Annotated in this window: 13 protein-coding genes and 1 pseudogene; 5 read left to right on the forward strand and 9 right to left on the reverse strand. The window is 73.4% G+C overall.

Features of this window, described 5'->3' with window-relative positions:
• Positions 1-370: 370 nt before the first annotated feature.
• Complete coding sequence (locus ITX44_RS02490; RefSeq protein WP_205355260.1) at positions 371-2,905, reverse strand: carbohydrate-binding protein; 2,535 nt, start codon at positions 2,903-2,905, stop codon at positions 371-373.
• Between the two features lie 888 nt (positions 2,906-3,793).
• A complete protein-coding gene (locus ITX44_RS02495; RefSeq protein ID WP_307795044.1) occupies positions 3,794-5,224 on the reverse strand; it encodes an extracellular catalytic domain type 1 short-chain-length polyhydroxyalkanoate depolymerase in 1,431 nt (476 codons plus the stop codon).
• A gap of 406 nt (positions 5,225-5,630) precedes the next feature.
• On the opposite strand from ITX44_RS02495, the gene ITX44_RS02500 reads away from it, so the two are divergent.
• The 3 genes from ITX44_RS02500 (at position 5,631) to ITX44_RS02510 (ending at position 10,325) form a co-directional block, all read left to right on the forward strand.
• The gene (locus tag ITX44_RS02500) at positions 5,631-6,434 is read left to right on the forward strand and encodes a 3-hydroxybutyrate dehydrogenase (RefSeq protein WP_205355262.1); all 804 of its coding nucleotides are present in this window, start codon (positions 5,631-5,633) and stop codon (positions 6,432-6,434) included.
• A 154-nt stretch (positions 6,435-6,588) separates the two neighbouring features.
• On the forward strand, positions 6,589-8,058 hold the full coding sequence (locus tag ITX44_RS02505) for an MFS transporter (protein ID WP_205355263.1): 1,470 nt from the start codon (positions 6,589-6,591) through the stop codon (positions 8,056-8,058).
• Between the two features lie 83 nt (positions 8,059-8,141).
• A complete protein-coding gene (locus tag ITX44_RS02510; protein WP_205355264.1) occupies positions 8,142-10,325 on the forward strand; it encodes a helix-turn-helix domain-containing protein in 2,184 nt (727 codons plus the stop codon).
• Positions 10,326-10,532: 207 nt separating this feature from the next.
• Here ITX44_RS02510 and ITX44_RS43235 read toward each other — a convergent pair.
• The 6 genes and pseudogenes from ITX44_RS43235 to ITX44_RS02540 all read right to left on the reverse strand — a co-directional run.
• Positions 10,533-10,898: pseudogene (locus ITX44_RS43235) on the reverse strand (GNAT family N-acetyltransferase); the annotation flags it as partial.
• Between the two features lie 59 nt (positions 10,899-10,957).
• Positions 10,958-12,097 (reverse strand): branched-chain amino acid ABC transporter permease, encoded by a 1,140-nt coding sequence (locus ITX44_RS02520; RefSeq protein WP_205355265.1) that lies wholly within the window; start codon positions 12,095-12,097, stop codon positions 10,958-10,960.
• Positions 12,094-12,981: a branched-chain amino acid ABC transporter permease gene (locus ITX44_RS02525; protein WP_205355266.1), complete on the reverse strand. Its 888-nt coding sequence runs from the start codon at positions 12,979-12,981 to the stop codon at positions 12,094-12,096. Before ITX44_RS02525 ends, ITX44_RS02520 begins: the two co-directional genes overlap by 4 nt.
• Positions 12,981-13,724, reverse strand: coding sequence for an ABC transporter ATP-binding protein (locus ITX44_RS02530; RefSeq protein WP_205355267.1), 744 nt, complete (start codon positions 13,722-13,724; stop codon positions 12,981-12,983). Before ITX44_RS02530 ends, ITX44_RS02525 begins: the two co-directional genes overlap by 1 nt.
• On the reverse strand, positions 13,721-14,464 hold the full coding sequence (locus ITX44_RS02535) for an ABC transporter ATP-binding protein (RefSeq protein WP_205355268.1): 744 nt from the start codon (positions 14,462-14,464) through the stop codon (positions 13,721-13,723). Before ITX44_RS02535 ends, ITX44_RS02530 begins: the two co-directional genes overlap by 4 nt.
• Positions 14,465-14,466: 2 nt before the next feature.
• Positions 14,467-15,726 carry a substrate-binding domain-containing protein gene (locus tag ITX44_RS02540; protein ID WP_205355269.1) on the reverse strand — a complete coding sequence of 420 codons (1,260 nt, stop codon included), beginning with the start codon at positions 15,724-15,726 and terminating at the stop codon, positions 14,467-14,469.
• A 247-nt stretch (positions 15,727-15,973) separates the two neighbouring features.
• Here ITX44_RS02540 and ITX44_RS02545 point away from each other — a divergent pair, with 247 nt between their 5' ends.
• Entirely contained in the window at positions 15,974-16,723 is a 750-nt protein-coding gene (locus tag ITX44_RS02545) for a CoA transferase subunit A (protein WP_205355270.1), read from the forward strand.
• Positions 16,724-16,725: 2 nt separating this feature from the next.
• The gene (locus ITX44_RS02550; protein WP_205355416.1) at positions 16,726-17,373 is read left to right on the forward strand and encodes a 3-oxoacid CoA-transferase subunit B; all 648 of its coding nucleotides are present in this window, start codon (positions 16,726-16,728) and stop codon (positions 17,371-17,373) included.
• Positions 17,374-17,423: 50 nt separating this feature from the next.
• Here ITX44_RS02550 and ITX44_RS02555 read toward each other — a convergent pair whose 3' ends face one another.
• Positions 17,424-18,365 (reverse strand): alpha/beta hydrolase, encoded by a 942-nt coding sequence (locus tag ITX44_RS02555; RefSeq protein WP_205355271.1) that lies wholly within the window; start codon positions 18,363-18,365, stop codon positions 17,424-17,426.
• Positions 18,366-18,883 lie beyond the last annotated feature (518 nt).

Raw genomic sequence — 18,883 nt, forward strand, 5'->3', positions numbered from 1 at the left:
TCGCCGCGCTCTGGGGAACGGACGAGTGGCGGCAGGCAGCGGCCGACCACCGGGCCGAGGCGAGGCCTGGGACAAGCCCGACGACGCCTCTCCGTTGAGTCTCGGTCTGAGCAAGACCATCGGCTCCTGGCGGAGCGAGTCATGGGCGAACCTCGAGAACGGACGGCTGGAGCTGAACCTCGTGTCGACCGACGGGCGATCATGCCCGTGATCGCCGCGCACTCGCCGTCTTTCTAACGTTGGAAAAATTGGACCGAAAAAATGAAACCAGGGCCGTGGAGCGGCGTCCGCCCCGGTACGAGTGCTGCTCGCTCCGGCCGCTCCACGGCGGCCTGGTTTCTCTTCATCGTCGGCGATCCTGGAAACTACGTCACGGCTTGATCGTGACGACCGCGCGGTCGCCCGCGCCCGCGCCGACGGTGACGCTGAACAGCCTGGTCGTCGCGTCGTAGTCGACGGTCCCGACGCTGCCGGTGGTGGCGGTGGCACTCGGCTTGCGCGGCGCGTAGCCGTGCAGGGTCACCGGCCCCTCACCCGCGGCGAACGCGACGGTGGTGTGCACGCTGCCGTCGTCGCTCAGGTGCTCCAGGCGCTTGTCGCCGTGTGCCACGAACTTGCCCTTGTCGCCGAGGAAGGCGATTCCGGAGGGGCCGACCGGGGCGACCACCCAGTACGTTCCGCTGGTGACGCCGGTGCTGACCTGGCCGCCCTTCTTGACCAGGGCGCCGGTGCCGGCGAAGTAGTCGTAGACGTAGGCCGATCCGGTCTCGCCGATCTCGGCCAGGGTGAACGAGGCGTTCTGGGACATGCCGGTGGGCACCGTGCCCTGGGTGACGCCGAGCCAGTCGATGTTGCCGCCGCTGGCCCCGGTGGCGGTGGCGCGCACGGTGTTGGTGCCCGCGTTGAGGGTGGCGGTCAGGCCGACCACGCTCCACGTGGTCCACCAGCCGGTCGAGGGGAACGACAGGTTGCCGGAGTCGCCGCCGTTGACGGTGATCGCGAGCGGGCGGTCGGTGAAGGAGGCGTTGGCGTAGCGGAACTGCAGCGTGTAGGTGCCCGCGGCGGGCGCGTCCACGGTCCACTCGACGTAGTCGCCACTGGCGTGCTGGTAGTCGGCGAAGCCGGTGCCGGTGTACCCGCCGTTGTCCTTGCCGACGACGACCCCCGACAGCTTGGCGTTCTCGGCCTGGTAGATCTGCTGCGGCGCGGCGAACTGCCGTGCGTACGCGAAGACGTAGCGGTACGTCAGCCCCGGGTGCGCGGCGTGGGTGGAGGCCACCATCGCCGGCATCTGCCCGGCCCCCTCGCCGACGTAGGTCGAGTCGGTCGGCACGATCGGCACGTCCGGCTTGACGATGATCCCGTCGGGGCGCGCCGCCTGGAACAGGTGGCCGGCGTTCACCTTGCCCAGCGCGTCGCCGACGCCGACCGGTCCGGCCGACAGGGTCGCCAGCAGCAGGTTGTCGAGCTCGCCGCTCATGAAGACGTCCACCCACGGCCAGATGCCGAGCGCGCCCGCGAACTGCGAGTCGTACAGGAACATGTCCCACTTCGGCCGGTCGAAGCGGTCGTCGCTGACCCGGATCGTGGTCAGGTTGGGGTAGCGGATGCTCTGCAGGTAGTCGCGCGGCAGCGCCATGCAGTACTGCATGTCCATGCCGTCGACCGCGGCGTGGTGCGCCATGTTGTCGAAGAACTGGTCGGCGTCGGTGAGGTTCTCGGCGGGCTTGGCGTTGTTGCACAGCCAGTCCTGCTCGTAGACGACGACCCCGCCGTCCTTGAGGTAGTCCATCACGCTCTGCCAGTACGCCGGGTCGATGACGACGTTGTCCGAGAACTGGTACTGGCCGTGGTACGGGCTGGACTTGTCCATCCACCGGGCGTGGGTGACCAGCGGCATCCCCAACTGCTTCTGGAACGCGGACAGTCCGTCGGGGAACAGCTGCTTGTCCGCCTCGTACCGGGACGTGCCGTCCGGCAGGTCGTTCCAGTCGCTGTTGGGGCCCTTGGGGTACCACCAGCTGTCGAGCTGCATGTAGCCCATCGGGATCTTCTGGGACGCCCACTCGTCGCGGACCGCCAGCAGCGTGCCGGCGTACCCCTTGGACTGGTCGAACGTGTAGTAGTAGTCCGCGCCGTTGTCGGTCCAGTAGCCGAGCGTGCTCAGGACGACGCCCGCGTCGTTGGCCGGCAGCGGCTTGCCCGCGAGCCGGGTCAGCGCGGAGCCCCACGCGCGGTGGGCGGCGCCGACACCGTCCTTGGCCGACAGGATCGTCTGCCGGGTGTAGCCGGCCGGCAAAGTGGCGACCGAGCCGATCACGCCGGCGGCGATGGAGCCGTCCGAGGCCTGCGAGGTCTGCGCCTCCTGGAAGTGGTTCGCCGCCGAGAGGATGAAGGTGCTGCCCTTGTCGTCGAAGAACACCCACGGGCTGTCCGACGCGCCGGCGAAGGTGTTGAACTGGAACCGGCCGAAGCAGTCGCTGTGGCTCAGCTGGTGCGCGAGCTTCGGGTAGCCGGTGAAGGTCGGGAACGGATTGCCGTTGGCCCCGGCCTTGACGAAGGTGTCGGTGAAGACGATCGAGGACGCGGCGTTGTACACGCGGATGCCGCCCTTGCGCGCACCGTCCTGGAAGGTGAACGTGGTCTCCGTGTACGACCCCACCGCGTCGCTTCCCGTGTGGGTGGTGATGTCGGTGGCCGCCGAGCCGACCGATCCGCTGAAGATCCAGCCCAGCACGCTCGCCTTCACCTGCCAGGCGCCCGACGCGTTCACCGTTGCCTTCAGGCTTCTCGGCCCGGTCGAGGCCGCGCTCGCCTGCCCGGCCGCCCCGGCCAGAGGCAGGGCCAGGGCGGCGGATCCGACGCCGGCGACCCGCAGGAAGTCGCGACGGTTGATTCCGGTCATGAGGGTGCTCCTCGTCTCGTTGCGGCGCAGCGGAAACCGGCAGTGCTCCGCTGACGTGTCGTCGAAGCCGCGGCCGTGGACGCGTCGCTTCCGGGCGGCGGCGGGAGGCAGTGCTCGTCACGGGAGAGCCGGAAGAACGATGGAACAGGCAGCCGGCCGTGCCCGGAGTGCCTGTCCGGCGCACGGAGGTGCCCTTCGCCCGATGAGGGGATGTGGGGCACAGTGTGCTGTCGTGTTTCTTTTGAGGTCAACCCTTGCGGCAAAAGAACACTTCTCAACATCTCGCCCCCGCCGACAAGCCGCAGGCAGGGGCCCGTCGCCGCTGTCGCGGTTCACCCACCTGAATCGCCCCGCTTCCAACATCAAGCGGCCTCTCCCCAGTTGGGGCCGTGCAGCAGGGTTGACCGTCACCCACTGCCGCGACTAGCGTCACTTCCCGTCACGGTTCACAGTGCCGATTCTCGTTCACATACATGACTGACAGGGCCCTGGATGCTGTCGCCTCACCCGCGACGGCACGTGCCGCCCAGGACCCCGCCCGTTCAACTCGCCGACACCGGCCACACAAGGGGGTGACCATCGGCGGCTGTGCCCGCGTAAGGTGCTCCGGTGCTCAACCGACCGGAGGCCGGCGTGGTACCGCCGGGGCCGCGTCGGGCTGCCCAGGTGAGGTTCCTGGCCTGTTCGCCGGGGTGCACCGGGCGCTGCGGCCCGGCGGGCTGTTCGCCTTCCCGATCGGCGCGCCACCGCCCCTGACCTCGCCCTGGTGCTGGACGCTTGCGGCCTTCGACGCCGGCGCCGGCCCGACGGCAGCCGCGCTGACGCCCGGTGCTGGTCCGGCGGCCGGACTCCCGCTGACGGGAGGGGAGTTCCGGCCGCCGGGGCAGGTCAGCAGGTGCCGTCGGCGATGACGTAGGAGTCCGTGCCGGTCTGCTTCAGGGTGTGGACGGTGAAGACGTTCCACAGGCCCATGTTCTGGTTGGAGCCGTCGGCGTAGGCGTAGCCGCCGCTCTGGTGGGCGCGGCCGGCCGCGACCTGGTTGTAGTTGTTGTCGGTGAAGCAGGCCCCGCTGCCGCCGCCTCCGCCGGTGGTCTTGGCCGTCACCGCTGCGGAGGCCGGTCCGGCCTTCCCCGACGAGTCGACCGCCGCCACCGTGTAGGTGTACGACGTGCCGGCCGTCAGGCCGCTGTCGGTGAACGAGGTGCCGGAGGCCGTACCGGCAGCGGTGCCGTTGCGGTACACGGTGTACGACGCGGCGCCGGTGACCGCGGTCCAGCTCAGCGAGACCGCGGTGTCGGTGGCCGAGGTCACCGCCAGGCCGGTGGGCGCGGGCAGCGACCCCGTGCCGCCGCCACCACCTCCGGAGCCGTCCAGGCCCCAGAAGCGCGCGGTGTAGTAGCTCGAGCAGATGGTGTCGATGTAGTACGTGCCGGTGCTGCCGCACTGCTCGGTGCCCGAGCCCGGGTCGACCGCGAGCCCGTGGCTCATCCCGGAGATCTGGTACAGCTCCACGGCGGGACTGCCCTGGGGGTCGTTGTACACGCTGAGCGTGGTGCCCCCGGGCAGGGACTGGGTGCTGGACGCGGTCTGGCTGATGCCCCAGGCGTTGGTCCACTGGTCGCGCAACTCGGTCGCGTTGACCGGCTGGACGGTGGTGTCCGAGGTGCCCTGCCAGATCGCGACCCGCGGCCACGGGCCGCCGTACCCCGGGTCGGAGGCCCGGACCTTGTCACCCCACTGCGCGGGGGTCAGGTTGAGGCTGCCGTACTGGCACTGCGAGGCGGCGGTCTGCGTGGTGGCGCACTGCGCGGGGAGCCCGGAGTCGACCGAGCCGCCGGCGAAGACGTCCGGGTAGTCGGCGAGCAGGTCGGCGGTCATGCCGCCGCCGGCCGACAGGCCGGTGACGTAGACCCGCTGGGCGTCCGAGCCGTACTGGGACTTCGCCGTGGTCACCATCGACAGGACCGAGGCTGCCTCGCCCTTGCCCCGGGTGTCCTTCGTGGAGTCGAACCAGCTGAAGCAGGACAGCGAGTTGTTCGTGGCACTGGTCTGCGGGAGCACCAGGGCGAAGCCCCACAGGTCGGCGTACTTCTGCCAGCCCGAGTTGGCGAAGTAGTCACTGGCGCTCTGCGTGCAGCCGTGCAGCGCGACCACCAGGGGCGCGCCGGCGGGCAGGTTGGCGGGAGCGTACTCGTACATCGCGAGGTTGCCCGGGTTGGACCCGAACGACGAGACCTGGGTCAGGCCCGCGGCGTTCGCCGGAGCCGCGGACGCGAACACGCCGAGGCCCGCGGCCAGCAGCGCGAGGACCGACAGCACCGCGGCCAGCGCGGGATGCCGTCGGCGGGCCCGCCGCGCAGGGGGGCCCGCGGATGTCGAGGACGCGGAGGGCGTCGGGAGGGGCAGGGGGGAGGGCAGGGGGGGACTGGAGGGAAAGGGCATCGTCGGCTCCATGGGGGGATCCGGTCGTCCGGCTGGCGTGGACGGTAGGACCGGCCAGGCGCGCAGGACACGTGACGGACCGCCACCTCGGTGCCCGGCGAGTGGCGGCCGCCGCCATTGCGGGACTGCGCCCGCGGTGCGAGTCCCCCCCGTTGCCGCAGGCCGCGCCCGCGTGCTCCGGCCCGGCGCGGCCGTGACATGGCGCGGGCCACCATGCCGTGCGCGGGAAGTATGGCCGCCGCCCACGTGTGCGGGCTCTCGCAACGTTCCTAGCGTGGCGGCCATGGAGAGCACTCACAGCCCCGGTCCCGGCGGGGCCACCCCGGACGTGCCGGGTGGCGCGGGCTTCCTCGCCGGGCGTACGGCCCTGGTCACCGGTGGCGCCAGCGGCATCGGGCGGGCCTGCGCCGTGGCGTTCGCCGAGGCCGGCGCCGCCGTGTACGTGGTGGACCGGGCCGCCGACGTGGCCAAGGAGGTGGCCGCCGAGATCGGCGGCACCTGCCTGGTCGTCGACCTGTCCGACCCCGATGCCGTGGATGGGCTGCCCGCGGACGCCGACATCGTCGTCAACAACGCCGGGCTGCAGCACGTCGCACCCGTGCACGAGTTCCCGCCGGAGCGGTTCACGCTGATCCAGCGGGTGATGGTCGAGGCGCCGTTCCGCATCCTGCGCCGCACCTTGCCGCACATGTACGCGCAGGGGTGGGGACGGGTGATCAACATCTCCTCGGTGCACGGCCTGCGGGCCAGCCCGTACAAGGCGGCGTACGTCGTGGCCAAGCACGCCCTCGAGGGACTCAGCAAGACCGTCGCGCTCGAAGGCGCCGAGCACGGCGTGACCAGCAACTGCATCAACCCCGGCTACGTGCGCACCCCGCTGGTCGAGGACCAGATCGCCGGGCAGGCTGCCACCCACGGCATCCCCGAGTCCGAGGTGGTGGACCGCGTGATGCTCGAACGGACCGCGATCAAGCGGCTGATCGAGCCGGCCGAGGTGGCCGCCGCCGCCCTTTGGCTGTGCTCGGCGCACACCGGCTACATCACCGGCAGCTCACTCCCGGTCGACGGCGGTTGGACCGCTCACTAGCCGCCGGAGCCCCCCGCCCGGACCTGCCGCGCCGGGACAGGCCGCGCGGACCCGCCCGCTCGAACCCACCCACGTGGGCCCCCGCCCGGGCCCGCACACCCAGCCTTCCCCCACACCCCGTCCCCCCGCTCCTCCTCCAGAGAACGGTGACCCCATGGCCCCTCACACCGGCGTGAACGGACCGCAACCCGCCGGGCCGCCCGGCGCAGCCGAGCCCGCCCGCACCCGCCCCGCCGACCTGCGCCGCGTCGTCGCGGCGAGCCTCATCGGCACGACGGTGGAGTGGTACGACTACTTCCTCTACGGCTCGGCCGCGGCGCTCGTCTTCGGCAAGGTCTTCTTCCCGGACTCCGACCCGCTGACCGGCACCCTGCTGTCGTTCCTCACCTATGCGATCGGCTTCGCCGCCCGGCCCGTCGGCGCCATGGTCTTCGGGCATTTCGGCGACCGCATCGGCCGCAAGAAGCTGCTGGTGCTGAGCCTGCTGATGATGGGCGGCGCGACCACCCTGATCGGCTGCGTGCCCAGCTACGCCAGCATCGGGGTCGCCGCACCGGTGCTGCTCACCCTGCTCCGCGTGATCCAGGGCTTCGCGCTCGGCGGTGAGTGGGGCGGAGCGGTGCTGCTGGTGTCCGAGCACGGCGACGACCGGCGGCGCGGCTTCTGGGCCTCCTGGCCGCAGGGCGGCGCCCCCGCGGGAAACCTGATAGCGGTCGGCGTGCTGTCGCTGATGACCACCGTGCAGAGCGACGCGACGTTCACCGCCTGGGGCTGGCGCATCCCGTTCCTGCTGTCCGCCGTCCTCGTCGGTGTCGGCCTGTGGATCCGGCTGTCGGTCGACGAGTCGCCGCTGTTCAAGGACGCGCTGGCCAAGGCCGAGGAGCGCAAGGCGCAGGAGCGCGAGCAGGAGGGCGCCGTCGACCGGATCCCGGGCCTGGCGGTGCTGCGCGACCACTGGCGGGACGTGCTCGTCGCCATGGGCGCCCGCATGGCGGAGAACATCTCGTACTACGTGATCACCACCTTCGTGCTGGCGTACTGCGTGGAGCACCTCGGCATCGGCAAGCAGACCGCGCTCAACGCCGTGCTGATCGGCTCCGGCATCCAGTTCTGCCTGATCCCGCTGTTCGGCGCGCTCTCCGACCGGGTCGGCCGCAAGCCGGTCTACCTGGTGGGCGCGGTGGGCACCGGCGCCTGGGCGTGGGCCTTCTTCTCCTTGCTCGACACCAAGGACTTCCCGTCCCTGGTGCTGGCGGTGACGGTCGGCCTGGTCTTCCACAGCGCGATGTACGCCCCCCAGGCGGCGTTCTTCTCCGAACTGTTCGCGACCCGGATGCGCTACTCGGGCGCCTCGTTCGGCGCCCAGTTCGCCTCGGTGGCGGCCGGTGCGCCGGCCCCGCTCATCGCGGTGGCGCTGCTCAAGTCGTACGGCGACGCCACGCCGGTGTCGGTGTACGTCTCGCTGGCCGCGGTCGTCACCGTCATCGCGATGCTCTTCGCCCGCGAGACGAGGGGCCGGACGCTGACGGACCTGCGGAACCCCGCGGACGACACGGCCGGCGACGCCGAGGGGTCCTCCTCGGTAGTCTCGGGCTCCACGGAGGTCCCCGCCTCGAACGCGTGACGTGCGACGACCCGCCCGCACGCCCCGGTGAGGGACCGCACCCGCGGTCCCTCACGGCCGTTCCTACCCGCACGGTGGTCCCGATGCCAGAAGCTTCCGCACCCTCCACGTCCTCGGCGTCCCCGGTGCCGGCCGCGCCCTCCACGTCCCCGGTGCCCGCCGCGCCCGCTGCGAGCCCGGCGTCCGCAGTGCCTGCCGCGCCCGCTGCGTCCGCCGCACCCATCGCGCCGTTCCTGCGGCGGCTGCTCGAACTCGTCGCGGAGGACGCCCCCGCCGAGGAGTACGGGGCGGTGACGGTGCGGGCCAGGGCCGCTGGCGCGGGGCCGGCCGACCTGGCCGAGCTGGAGCAGGCCGTCGGGACGGCCCTGCGGGTGCGCCGGGTGCTGCGCCAGCACCGCCGCCGGGAGTCCGAACTGGCCGCGCTCTTCGACACCGCGGGCGACCTCGCCGCGCTGCGCGACCTCGACGCGGTGCTGCAGTCCATCGTCCGCAGGGCGCGCATGCTGCTGGGCACCGACACCGCGTACCTGACCCTGCGCGACGAGGAGGCCGGCGACACCTACATGCGGGTCACCGACGGATCGGTGTCACCGCTGTTCCAGACGCTGCGGCTGAGCTACGGCGACGGCCTCGGCGGCCTCGTCGCGCAGTCCGCCCGGCCCTACGCCACCCCCGACTACCGCACCGACCAGCGCTTCCGGCACACCGGATCCATCGACGAGGGCGTACTGGACGAGGGCCTGGTCGGCATCCTCGGGGTGCCGCTGCTGCTCGGCGGCCGCGGCGGCGCCGCACGTGCGGTCGGCCTCCCGGCGAACGGCAGGGCGCCGAACGGCAGGGCGGCGAACGGCCCGGCATCGGCCGGGCCCGCGACGACCGGCCCCGCAACCAACGGCCCGGCGGCGAACGGGAGCCGGGCCACCTCCTCGGGCGCGGCCGACGGCGACGTGATCGGCGTGCTGTTCGCCGCCGACCGGACCCCGCGCCCGTTCACACCCGACGAGGTGGCGCTGCTGTGCTCGCTCGCCGCGCACGCCGCCATCGCCATCGACACCGCGAAGTCCATCACCGAGCTCGCCGAGGCCGGCGCGGTCATCCGCGAGCACGCCGCGGCCATGCAGCGCGCCGAGGAGGCGCACGACCGGCTGACCGACCTGGTGCTGCGCGGCGGCGACGTCTCGGAGGTGGCCGCGGCCGTCGCGGGACTGCTCGAAGGACCCATCACCATCCACGACAGCGAGGGCCGGACCCTGGCCGCCGTCGGCCGGCGCGGCGAGGAGTTCGACGGCCCGGTGCCCGAGGCGTCGTCCCTGGTGCGGCACGCCGCCGACTCGCACGCCGCGGCCCGTGCGGTGTTCCGCGACAGCCGCTGGACGTGCGCGGTGCTCGCCGGGCAGGAGCTGCTCGGCAGCCTCGTGCTGTACGGGCGCGGCCGGCTCGACGACTCCGACCGCCGGCTGTTCGAGCGGGCCGGCGTGGTCACCGCGCTCCTGCTGCTGCTCAGCCGCTCCGTCGCCGAGACCGAGAACCGGGTGCGCGGCGAGCTGGTCGCCGACCTGCTGACCGCGCCCGACCGCGACCCGGCCGGCCTGGTGGTGCGCGGCCTGCGGCTCGGGATCGACCTGGCGCGACCGTGCCTGCTGCTCGTCGCCGAGACCGTCCCCGGCCACCACGACAAGCTGGTGGCGGCCGCGGGGCGCTGCCTGTTCGGCAGCGACGGCATCAGCGCCGAGCAGTCCGGCACCGTCGTGCTCCTGCTGCCGCACGACGGTGCGCTGCCCGGCGCCGCGGCCCGCGCGGCCGTCGCCCAGCTCACCCCGCTCGTCGGCGTGCCGGTGACGGTCGCCGCGGGCGGGCCGGCCGCCGGGCCGCGGGCGATCGCCGACGCGCACGCCGAAGCGCTGCGCTGCCTGCGGGCACTGCAGGCGCTCGGCCGCACCGGCGACGGTGCCAGCGCCGCCGAACTCGGCTTCCTCGGCGTGCTGCTGGGCAACGAGCGCGACGTGGAGTCGTTCGTCACCGCGACGCTCGGGCCGCTGCTGGAGTACGACGCCCGCCGCGGCACCGAACTGGTCCGCACGCTCGGCGCCTACTTCGCCTGCGGCGGCACGCTGACCCGCACCAAGGACGAACTGCACCTGCACGTCAACACGGTCGTCCAGCGCCTGGACCGCATCCAGGCGCTGCTCGGCGCCGGCTGGAGCGACCCCGAGCGCGCGCTGGAACTCCAGCTCGCGCTGCGGCTGCACCTGCTGTCCGGCTCCTGAGCGGGCGTTTTCCCGGGACGTGTTCTCCCCGGCAGGCGTTCTCCCGAGGTGGGCGTCCCTGCCGGCGGGCGTTGAAGCCAGGTCCTTGTGCAGGACGACGCACGGCCGGCCGTGCGCCCGGTCGACGCGACGGTCGATCTCGCGCCGGCCCAGCGCCGTCCAGAACGCGAGCGCCGCGGGATTGCTCTCCGGCACCGCCGGACGCAGGCCCCCGCGTCCCTCGGCGCGGAACCGCTCCTCGACCAGTGCGGCCACCGCGCGTCCCATCCCCTGGCGGTGGAAGCGGCCGTGCACCATCAGCAGCCCGATCCACGGCAGCCCGTCCGCGGGACGGCGGTCGAGCAGGCACACGACCCCGACGAGCCGCCCTTGGGTGTCGCGGGCGAACAGGACCGCACCGCCGCCGGCACCGGCCTCCTCCCGCAGATCCGCCTCGACCCGCTCGGCGTCGATGTGCTCGGGATCGTGCTCGCCGGCCGCCCGCCAGTAGGCCGGGTCGGTCGCGTGGACCTCGACGACCTCGGCGATCTCCCCGGCGGACAAGCGCAGCGGCGACAGCGAGAGAACGGGCATGCGGGCCAGGGTGGTCAGGCCGCGAGGCCCGGTCACCCCGGCCCGTCCAGGTGCGTGGGTCAGCCGTCCACCTGAGCCCCGGCGGTGCCTGCTTCCCCACGCTTGCTCCGCCGTGCCCCGGCCCGGGCCGCGCGCAGCCGCTGCGGGAGCCGGGCCACGCCGCCGGGCAGGACGTACACGGCGACGACGAACAGCGTGCCCAGCAGGAACAGCGGCTGCGACAACGGCACCCGCAGCACCGACGGCAGGCCGGCCACCGTTCCCGAGCCGGCGAGGTCGCCGAGCCGCTGGTCGGCCCAGGTGTAGGCGACGCCGCCGATCAGCGGCCCCCAGCGTGAACCGGATCCGCCGAGGACCACCATCACCAGCAGGGACAGCGTGAAGTCGGACGTGGTGGTCTGCGGGGTCGCGCCGCCGGTGAGCAGCAGGTGCACCACGCCGCCGGCCGCGGCCAGCGCGCCGGCGACGACGAAGGCCACGAGCTTGAAGCCGTACGGGCGCAAGCCCAGCACCTCCACGCGGCGCTCGTTCTCCTTGATGCCCTCCCACACCCGCCCGGTGGGGGAGCGCACCGCCCACTGCACCACCACCAGCGTCAGCACCAGGTACGCCAGCGCGATCCAGTACAGGTTGGCGGTGTTGTCGATGCCGGCCAGGAACGACGGCAGCTTGTCCGCGGGGATCGCCCGGCCCTCCTCGCCGCCGGTCACCCCGCCCGGGTCGCGCTCCACCAGCAGCGAACCGGCCTGCGCGAACGCCAGCGTGACCATGGAGAACGCGATGCCGGACACTCGCAGCGACACCGACCCGAGCAGCGCGGCAAGCGCCGTCCCGGACAGCAGGCCCAGCACCACCGAGGGCACGAACGGCAGCCCGGCCTCGATCATGAAGGTGTTGGTGGCGTAGCTGCCCGCCGCGAAGTAGAGCGCGTGCCCGAACGACAGCAGGCCGGTCCGGCCCAGCAGCAGGTCGTAACCGGTCGCCAGCGCCCCGAACACCAGGCAGAGCGCCAGGAGTTGCAGGCTGCCGGCGGAACCGATCGGGCCGTCGAGCAGGCCCGGCAGCGGCATCGCGCTGTACGGGACGGCGATCAGCGCCACCAGCGCCACCGCGGGCCACCAGCGCGTCCAGCCGCGGGCGCCGGGCGAGGCCGCCGCGGTGTCGGGGGCCGCCTCGCGGACCGGAGTGGCGGTGCTCATGCGAGCCTCCCGGTGAGACCGCTCGGCCGCAGGAGCAGCAGGGCGGCGAGCAGGACGACCACGGCGAGGTCGCCGAGGCCGGACGCGGTGTAGTAGTTGGCGAACTGCTGGACCAGCCCGACGCCGGCCGCGGCCAGCGCGGCACCGGCCACCGAGCCCATGCCGCCCATCACCACGACCACGAACGCGAAGATCAGCAGCGAGGTGCCCTGGCCCGGGTCGACCGAGCCGTAGTAGAGCCCACCGAGCGCGCCGCCGAGCGCCGCCGCGGCCCCGCCGATCGCGAACACCAGGGTGAACGCCCGCCGTACGTCGATGCCGAGGGCGGTGACCATGGCACGGTCCTCCACCCCGGCCCGCACCACCAGGCCGTGCCGGGTGCGGCCGAGAAAGAGCCGCAGCGCGGCGAGCACCAGCAGCGCCGCACCCACCAGCACCAGCCGGTTGACCGGGATCCGCGCACCCAGCAGGCCGAACGTCCCCGACAGCGCGTGCGGCCCGGGGAAGGGACGCGCGTCGGCGCCCCAGATCGCCGACAGCAGCGCCGGCACCGCCAGGCCCACGCCGACCGTGGCCAGCACCTGCTCCCTCGGCCGCTGGTACAGCGGCCGGATCAGAGCCAGTTCGAGGACCACCGCGGCCAGCGTGCCCACCGCGGTCCCGAAGGCGACGGCCAGCACGAAGCCCGCGCCGGAGGAACCCGCGCCCGGCAGGTGTCCGGAGGCGGCCCACCAGCTGCCGTACGCCCCGATGGACAGCAGCGCGCCGTGCGCGAAGTTGAGCACGTCCATCAGGCCGAAGATCAGCGACAGCCCGGAGGCCACCAGGAAGTACAGGGCGCCCAGGCCCAGTCCGGTGACCGCGAGCAGAACGACGGTGGACATCAGGCGTCCGCCTCCTCGTGCGCGGGGGAGTTCGAGCCGACGCCCAGCAGGCGGCGGGTCGCCACGGCGTCGGCCAGCAGGTCCGCGGCCGGGCCGCGGTGCGCGGTGCGGCCGTCGGCCAGCACGACGCAGGATGCGGCCAGCCGCCGTACCAGGGCGAGGTTCTGCTCGACGAGCAGCACCGGCACGGCCTGCGCCGCGCGTTCCAGCACCTGGGCCACCTCGGTGACCACGCGCGGCGCCAGGCCCTTCGTCGGCTCGTCGGCGATGATCAGCCGGTTGCCGTTGAGCAGGGTGCGGGCGATCGCCACCATCTGCTGCTGGCCGCCGGACAGGGTGCCGGCCGACTGGCGGGCCCGTTCCCGCAGTTCGGGGAACAGCTCGTACACCAGTGGGTAGTCGGGCGCGCCGGCGCCCGCCCGCTCGGCCAGCCGCAGGTTCTCCGCGACGGTCAGGCCGGCGAATACCCCGCGGTCCTCCGGCGCGTAGCCGATGCCGCGGCGCACCAGGTCGTGCGTCGCCAGCCGCACCGTCTCCGCGCCGGCGAAGCGGACGCTGCCGGTGCGCGGCACCAGCCCGAGGACCCCGCGCACGGTGGTGGTCTTGCCGGCGCCGTTGCGGCCGAGCAGTGCGGTGACGCCGGACGGCGCCACGTCCAGGTCCACGCCGTGCAGGATGTGCCGGCCGCCCAGCACGACCCGCAACCCGCGGACCGCCAGCAGCGGTTCGGTCGCCGCGCTCACAACGCCTCCCCGAGGTACGCGGACTGCACGGTGGCGTCCGCCATGACGGCCTGCGGCGTGTCCAGGGCCAGCAGCGTGCCGTGGTGCATCACCGCCAGCCGGTCGGCCAGGCCCAGCAGCACGTCCATGTGGTGCTCGACCATCAGGACCGTGCGGCCCTCGTCGCGGTGCAGCGAGCGGATCAGTGCGGTGAGCGCCGGCACCTCCTCGGCGCTCACCCCCGCCATCGGCTCGTCCAGCAGCATCAGCCGCGGCTCTCCGACCAGCAGCACGGCGAGTTCGAGCTTGCGCTTCTCGCCGTGCGACAGCGACCCGGCGACCGCGTCGGCGCGGTGGCCCAGGCCGGTGCGCTCCAGCACGCGGGCGACCTGGCCGCCGTAGGCGGCGGCCCGCCGCCACAGCCGGTACGAGCCGCCGTCGGCGGCCTGCGCCGCCAGCCGCACGTGGTCCGCGACCGTCATCGCCGGCCACAGGCTGGACGTCTGGAACGTGCGGCCCAGGCCGCGCCGGGCCCGGGCCGCCACGCCCTCGGCCGTCACGTCCGCGCCGTCCAGCGCGATCGACCCGCGGCCCGCCGGGACCAGGCCGCTGATCAGGTTGAACAGGGAGGTCTTGCCGGCGCCGTTGGGACCGATGAACGCCAGGAACTCGCCCTCGCGCACGTCGAACGACACGTCGTCGACGATGGTCGCGCCGCCCACCGACCAGCCCACGCCGGCCAGGTGCAGGACAGGGGCCACGATCAGCCCGCCATCGCGTGCGGCGGCGGCGTCACCGCGGTCATCGGCAGCCGGCCGACCAGCTGCGGCTTGGCCGCGGCGCCGACGCCGGTGAGCTTGGCGGTGAACATCGGCTGCAGCAGGGCGTGGTCCGCCGCGCGGATCTGCTCGTCGCCCTTGGGACCCTGGAACGACCAGCCCTCCAGGGACTTGGCCATGGCCGTGGCGTCCGTCGCGCTGCCCGCCTCGATGGCGTGCACGATCATCAGCGCCGCGGTGAAGCCGTCCGGGCTGAACAGGTCGGGCGTGCCGCCGGCTGCCGTGATGCCGTCCAGCATCGCCTTCTCGACCGGCGTGCCGGCCGCGCCCGGGAAGTAGTGCGCCAGGAACGACACCTTCGAACCGGCCGTCCCGAACAGCGGGTACGAGGCGACCCCGGCCAGGCCCGTGACGACCTTGGTGGAGGTCACCACACCCTGCTGGTCCAGCGCCGTCCACAGCGCGGGTGCGCTGGTTCCGGCCCACGCCACGAACACCAGGTCCGGCTTGCGGGACTTGACCTGCCGGGCGAACGGCGTCAGGTCACCCGCGCTCGGCGGCGCCAGGACCGAGTCCACCGTGGCTCCCTGGCCGCCCAGCACCTGCTTGACCGCCGCGACGTTTGCCTGCCCGAACGCGGAGTTCTGGGCGAGCACGACGACCTTCTTGCCCTTGGAGTCGCCGAGCAGCGAACCCGCGGTGAGGATGTCCTGGTACGACTGCCGGCCGGAACGGAAGGTGTAGGCGTTCACGCCGGTCAGCGCGTCGGTGGCGGCCGGTCCCGAGATGTACAGCACCTTGTTCTGCGCCGCCAGCGGGGCGAGTTGCAGCGCGACACCGGAGTCGGTGGTGCCGGCGATGATCCGGGTGCCCTTGCCGATCAGCGACTTGGCCTCGGCCACCGCCTTTGCCGGGTCGCCCGCGTCGTCCTGCTCGGTGACCTCCACCTTGTGCCCGGCCGCCTTGCCGGTGTTGTGCGTGGCGTACGCCAGGCCGGCGTCGAACCCCTCGAGGTACTGCTTGCCGTAGGCGGCCAGGGGCCCGCTGCGCGAGTACACCAGGCCCACCTTCACCGGTGCGGACGCGGTGCCGGCACCGTCCTGCGAGGAACTGCCGGTCTGGCCGGGCTTGCTGCAGCCGGCCAGCAGCACGCCGCCCGCGGCCAGCAGGGCGAGCGCGGTGAGGGATCTGCTCCTGTGCGGAGCCGAGGGCCCCGAAATGGTGGACGTGACGATGCGACGCATGGCGACCGGCTCCCGGAGAGGCGGATGGTTGGGTGAACCGTAGAAGCGGCCAGGTCAACCGGACATGTGGTCGGCACACGCTCTGCACGGCCGATCGGTGTCGGCGGGGACCATGGCGGGCGCCTGGAGCGCTCGGAAAGGGTGGCAGGACCGGGGGCCGTCGCCACCGGCGGGCCCGAGCCCCCGGTTCCGGTGCCGAACGCCCGGACGGGCACCCTCACTTCGACCCCTCGGGGAAGGCGGACGCATGGACAAGGTGGTGGCCTCGGCCGACCACGCGGTGGCGGACATCCCGGACGGCGCGACGCTGGCCGTCGGTGGCTTCGGCCTCTGCGGCATCCCCTCCACGCTGATCGCCGCACTCGTCCGGTCGGGAGCCGGCGGTCTTCAGGTCGTCTCCAACAACTGCGGCGTCGACGACTGGGGGCTCGGGCTGCTGCTGGGCCTGGGCCGGATCGCCCGGATGACGTCCTCCTACGTCGGCGAGAACAAGGAGTTCGCGCGGCGCTACCTGGCCGGCGAGCTGGAGGTGGAGCTCACCCCGCAGGGCACGGCCGGCGGCGCCGGCATCCCTGCGTTCTTCACCCCGGCCGGCGCCGGCACCCAGATCGAGGAGGGCGGCCTCGCCTGGCGCTACGCCGCCGACGGCTCGGTCGCGGTGGCCTCGCCGCCCAAGGAGGTACGGGAGTTCGGCGGCGTCCGGTACCTGATGGAGGAGGCCATCACCACCGACTTCGCGCTGGTGCGGGCCGACGTCGCCGACCGGCACGGCAACTGCGCATTCCACGCCGCCGCCCGCAACTTCAACCCGCTGTGCGCGGCCGCCGCCCGGACCACGCTGGTCGAGGCCGAACGCATCGTGGAACCGGGCGAGTTGCCGCCCGACGCGATCCACCTGCCCGGGGTCTACGTCGACCGGGTGGTCGCCGCGGACCCGCACGACAAGCGCATCGAACGCCGCACCGTCCGCAGCCCGCGGGCCCAGAAGGAGAAGTGACCGTGCCCCTCGACCGCGACCGGCTCGCCGCCCGGGCCGCCCGCGAACTGCGCGACGGCGAGTACGTCAACCTCGGCATCGGCCTGCCGACCCTCATCCCCGACCACCTGCCCGACGGCGTCCACGTCGTGCTGCACTCCGAGAACGGCATCCTCGGCACCGGCCCCTACCCGGTCGCGGGGGAGGAGCATCCCGACCTGATCAACGCGGGCAAGGAGACGGTCACCGCGGCGCCCGGCGCGGCGTACTTCGACTCGGCGCTCTCCTTCGGCATGGTCCGCGCCGGGCGGATCGACGTGTCCGTGCTCGGCGCCATGCAGGTCCCCGCACACGGCGACCTCGCGAACTGGATGATCCCCGGCAAGATGGTCAAGGGCATGGGCGGCGCCATGGACCTGGTGCACGGTGCCGGCCGGCTCATCGTGGTGATGGAGCACGTGGCCCGAGACGGCTCGCCGAAGATCGTCCCCGAACTCACCCTGCCCGCCACCGGGCGCCGGGTGGTCGACCGCATCGTCACCGATCTGGTCGTCATCGACGTCACACCGGACGGCCTGCGGCTCGCCGAACTCGCTCCGGGCGTCGACCTGGAGCAGGTGCGCGCCGCGACCGGAGCGGAGCTGCTGGTGCCGCAGAGCCTGGCGGCCTGACCGCACCGAGCGGGCCCGCCCCGGCCCGGGCCCGCTGGGTGGCTCGACTCTCAGATGCGGGCCGCCGCAGTGTCCACCGCGTCCCGCACGTGGCCCGCGACGACCTGCGCGCCGGCCCGGCCCAGCACCACCGAGTAATGGTTCACCTCGGGCACGAAGTGAAGTGCCACGCCTTCGTCCGCCAGGCCGCTCGCCGCGACGACCTCCGGCGCGTACAACCCCACCGGTTCGTCCTGCAGGCCACGTTCGGCCCACAACAGCCGTGCGGGAACGGTCAGTTCGTGGACGGCGGCGAAGACCTCGGGGTTGCGCAGCTCGTCCTCCGCGTCCTCGCGGATGGCCGCGGCCCGGCAGGCGGACCGCAACTCCGGCTCCGTGCCGGTGAGATCGCGGTCGAGGTAGGCGTCGACGTCCGGGCCGTGCAGCTCGGCGAAGGCCGGGTGCCGCGCCCAGAACCCGTGGTACGCGGCACGGTCCGGGAACGTCATCTCCAGTTTGCGCATGGCCGGACCGATCACCGCGTGCAGCACCGCGTCGATGTCCACGCCTTGCGGCACCGGGAAGCCCAGCCCCCCGTCGACCAGGACGAGTCCGGAGTACCGCAGCGGATCGCGGCGGGCCGCCACGCACGCGACGAACCCGCCCATCGAATGCCCGGCGAGCACCGCCCGGTCCACCCCGAAGTGGTCGAGCACCGCGAGCAGGTCGTCTGCATGGCGGGCCATCGTGCCGGCGCCCGCGACGTTCCGGCTCAGGCCCCGCCCGCGCAGGTCGGGCGCGATCACCTCCACGCCGTCGAGCTCCTCGGCGACCCGCGTCCACGCCAGCCCGTTGGAGGCGATGCCGTGCACGGCCAGCACCGTGCCGGCCCCCGGCCGGCCGGGCCAGCGCCGCACCGCGAGCCGCCCGCCGGCCACCTCGACGCCCGTGTCCTCGTACACCCGCTGTGCCCGCGGCGCCCGTTGCCCGTGGTGCTCCCGCTGCTCGGCCATCTGCCGCCCGCCCTTCCGCCGCCGCGGCCGTCCCGCACGGCCCGAGCAGGATAGGCACCCGCGGCGCCCGCGGTCATGGGTGCGATCCACACAGCCGGGCACCGGGCTGTGTGGATCGCGGCGGCACGGCGGCACCCGGCGGACGGCGCGGCAGCATGCCCGGGCCGCGCGCCTGCCGCGCGCACCGGCCTCAGGTGTGCCGGCCGGCGAACCCCTGCGTGCACCAGCCGTTCCGTCGGCACGCACCGCGAACGCCTCCGTCGCGGGCGGCGGCTACTGCGGGCTCCAGCACGTGACGCAGCTCCACGTCGTGGGCGCGATGCCCGCGCGGCGCTGCAGCCATCAGGTGGTGCGGCGGATCCGGCTGGCCACCGAACGGTGGAACGACCACCGGCAGACTGAACCCAGCCGGATCATCGGCCGCTGCGGACGGCACTTGGCTCGGCGGCTGCCCCGCATGTCCGCCTTGAATGAACGGCAGCTTGCGCTTCTCGTACGGCTTGAGGCCGGCGAAGAGC

The organism is Actinacidiphila acididurans, assembly GCF_016918855.1.
In the GTDB taxonomy this organism is placed as follows: domain Bacteria; phylum Actinomycetota; class Actinomycetes; order Streptomycetales; family Streptomycetaceae; genus Actinacidiphila; species Actinacidiphila acididurans.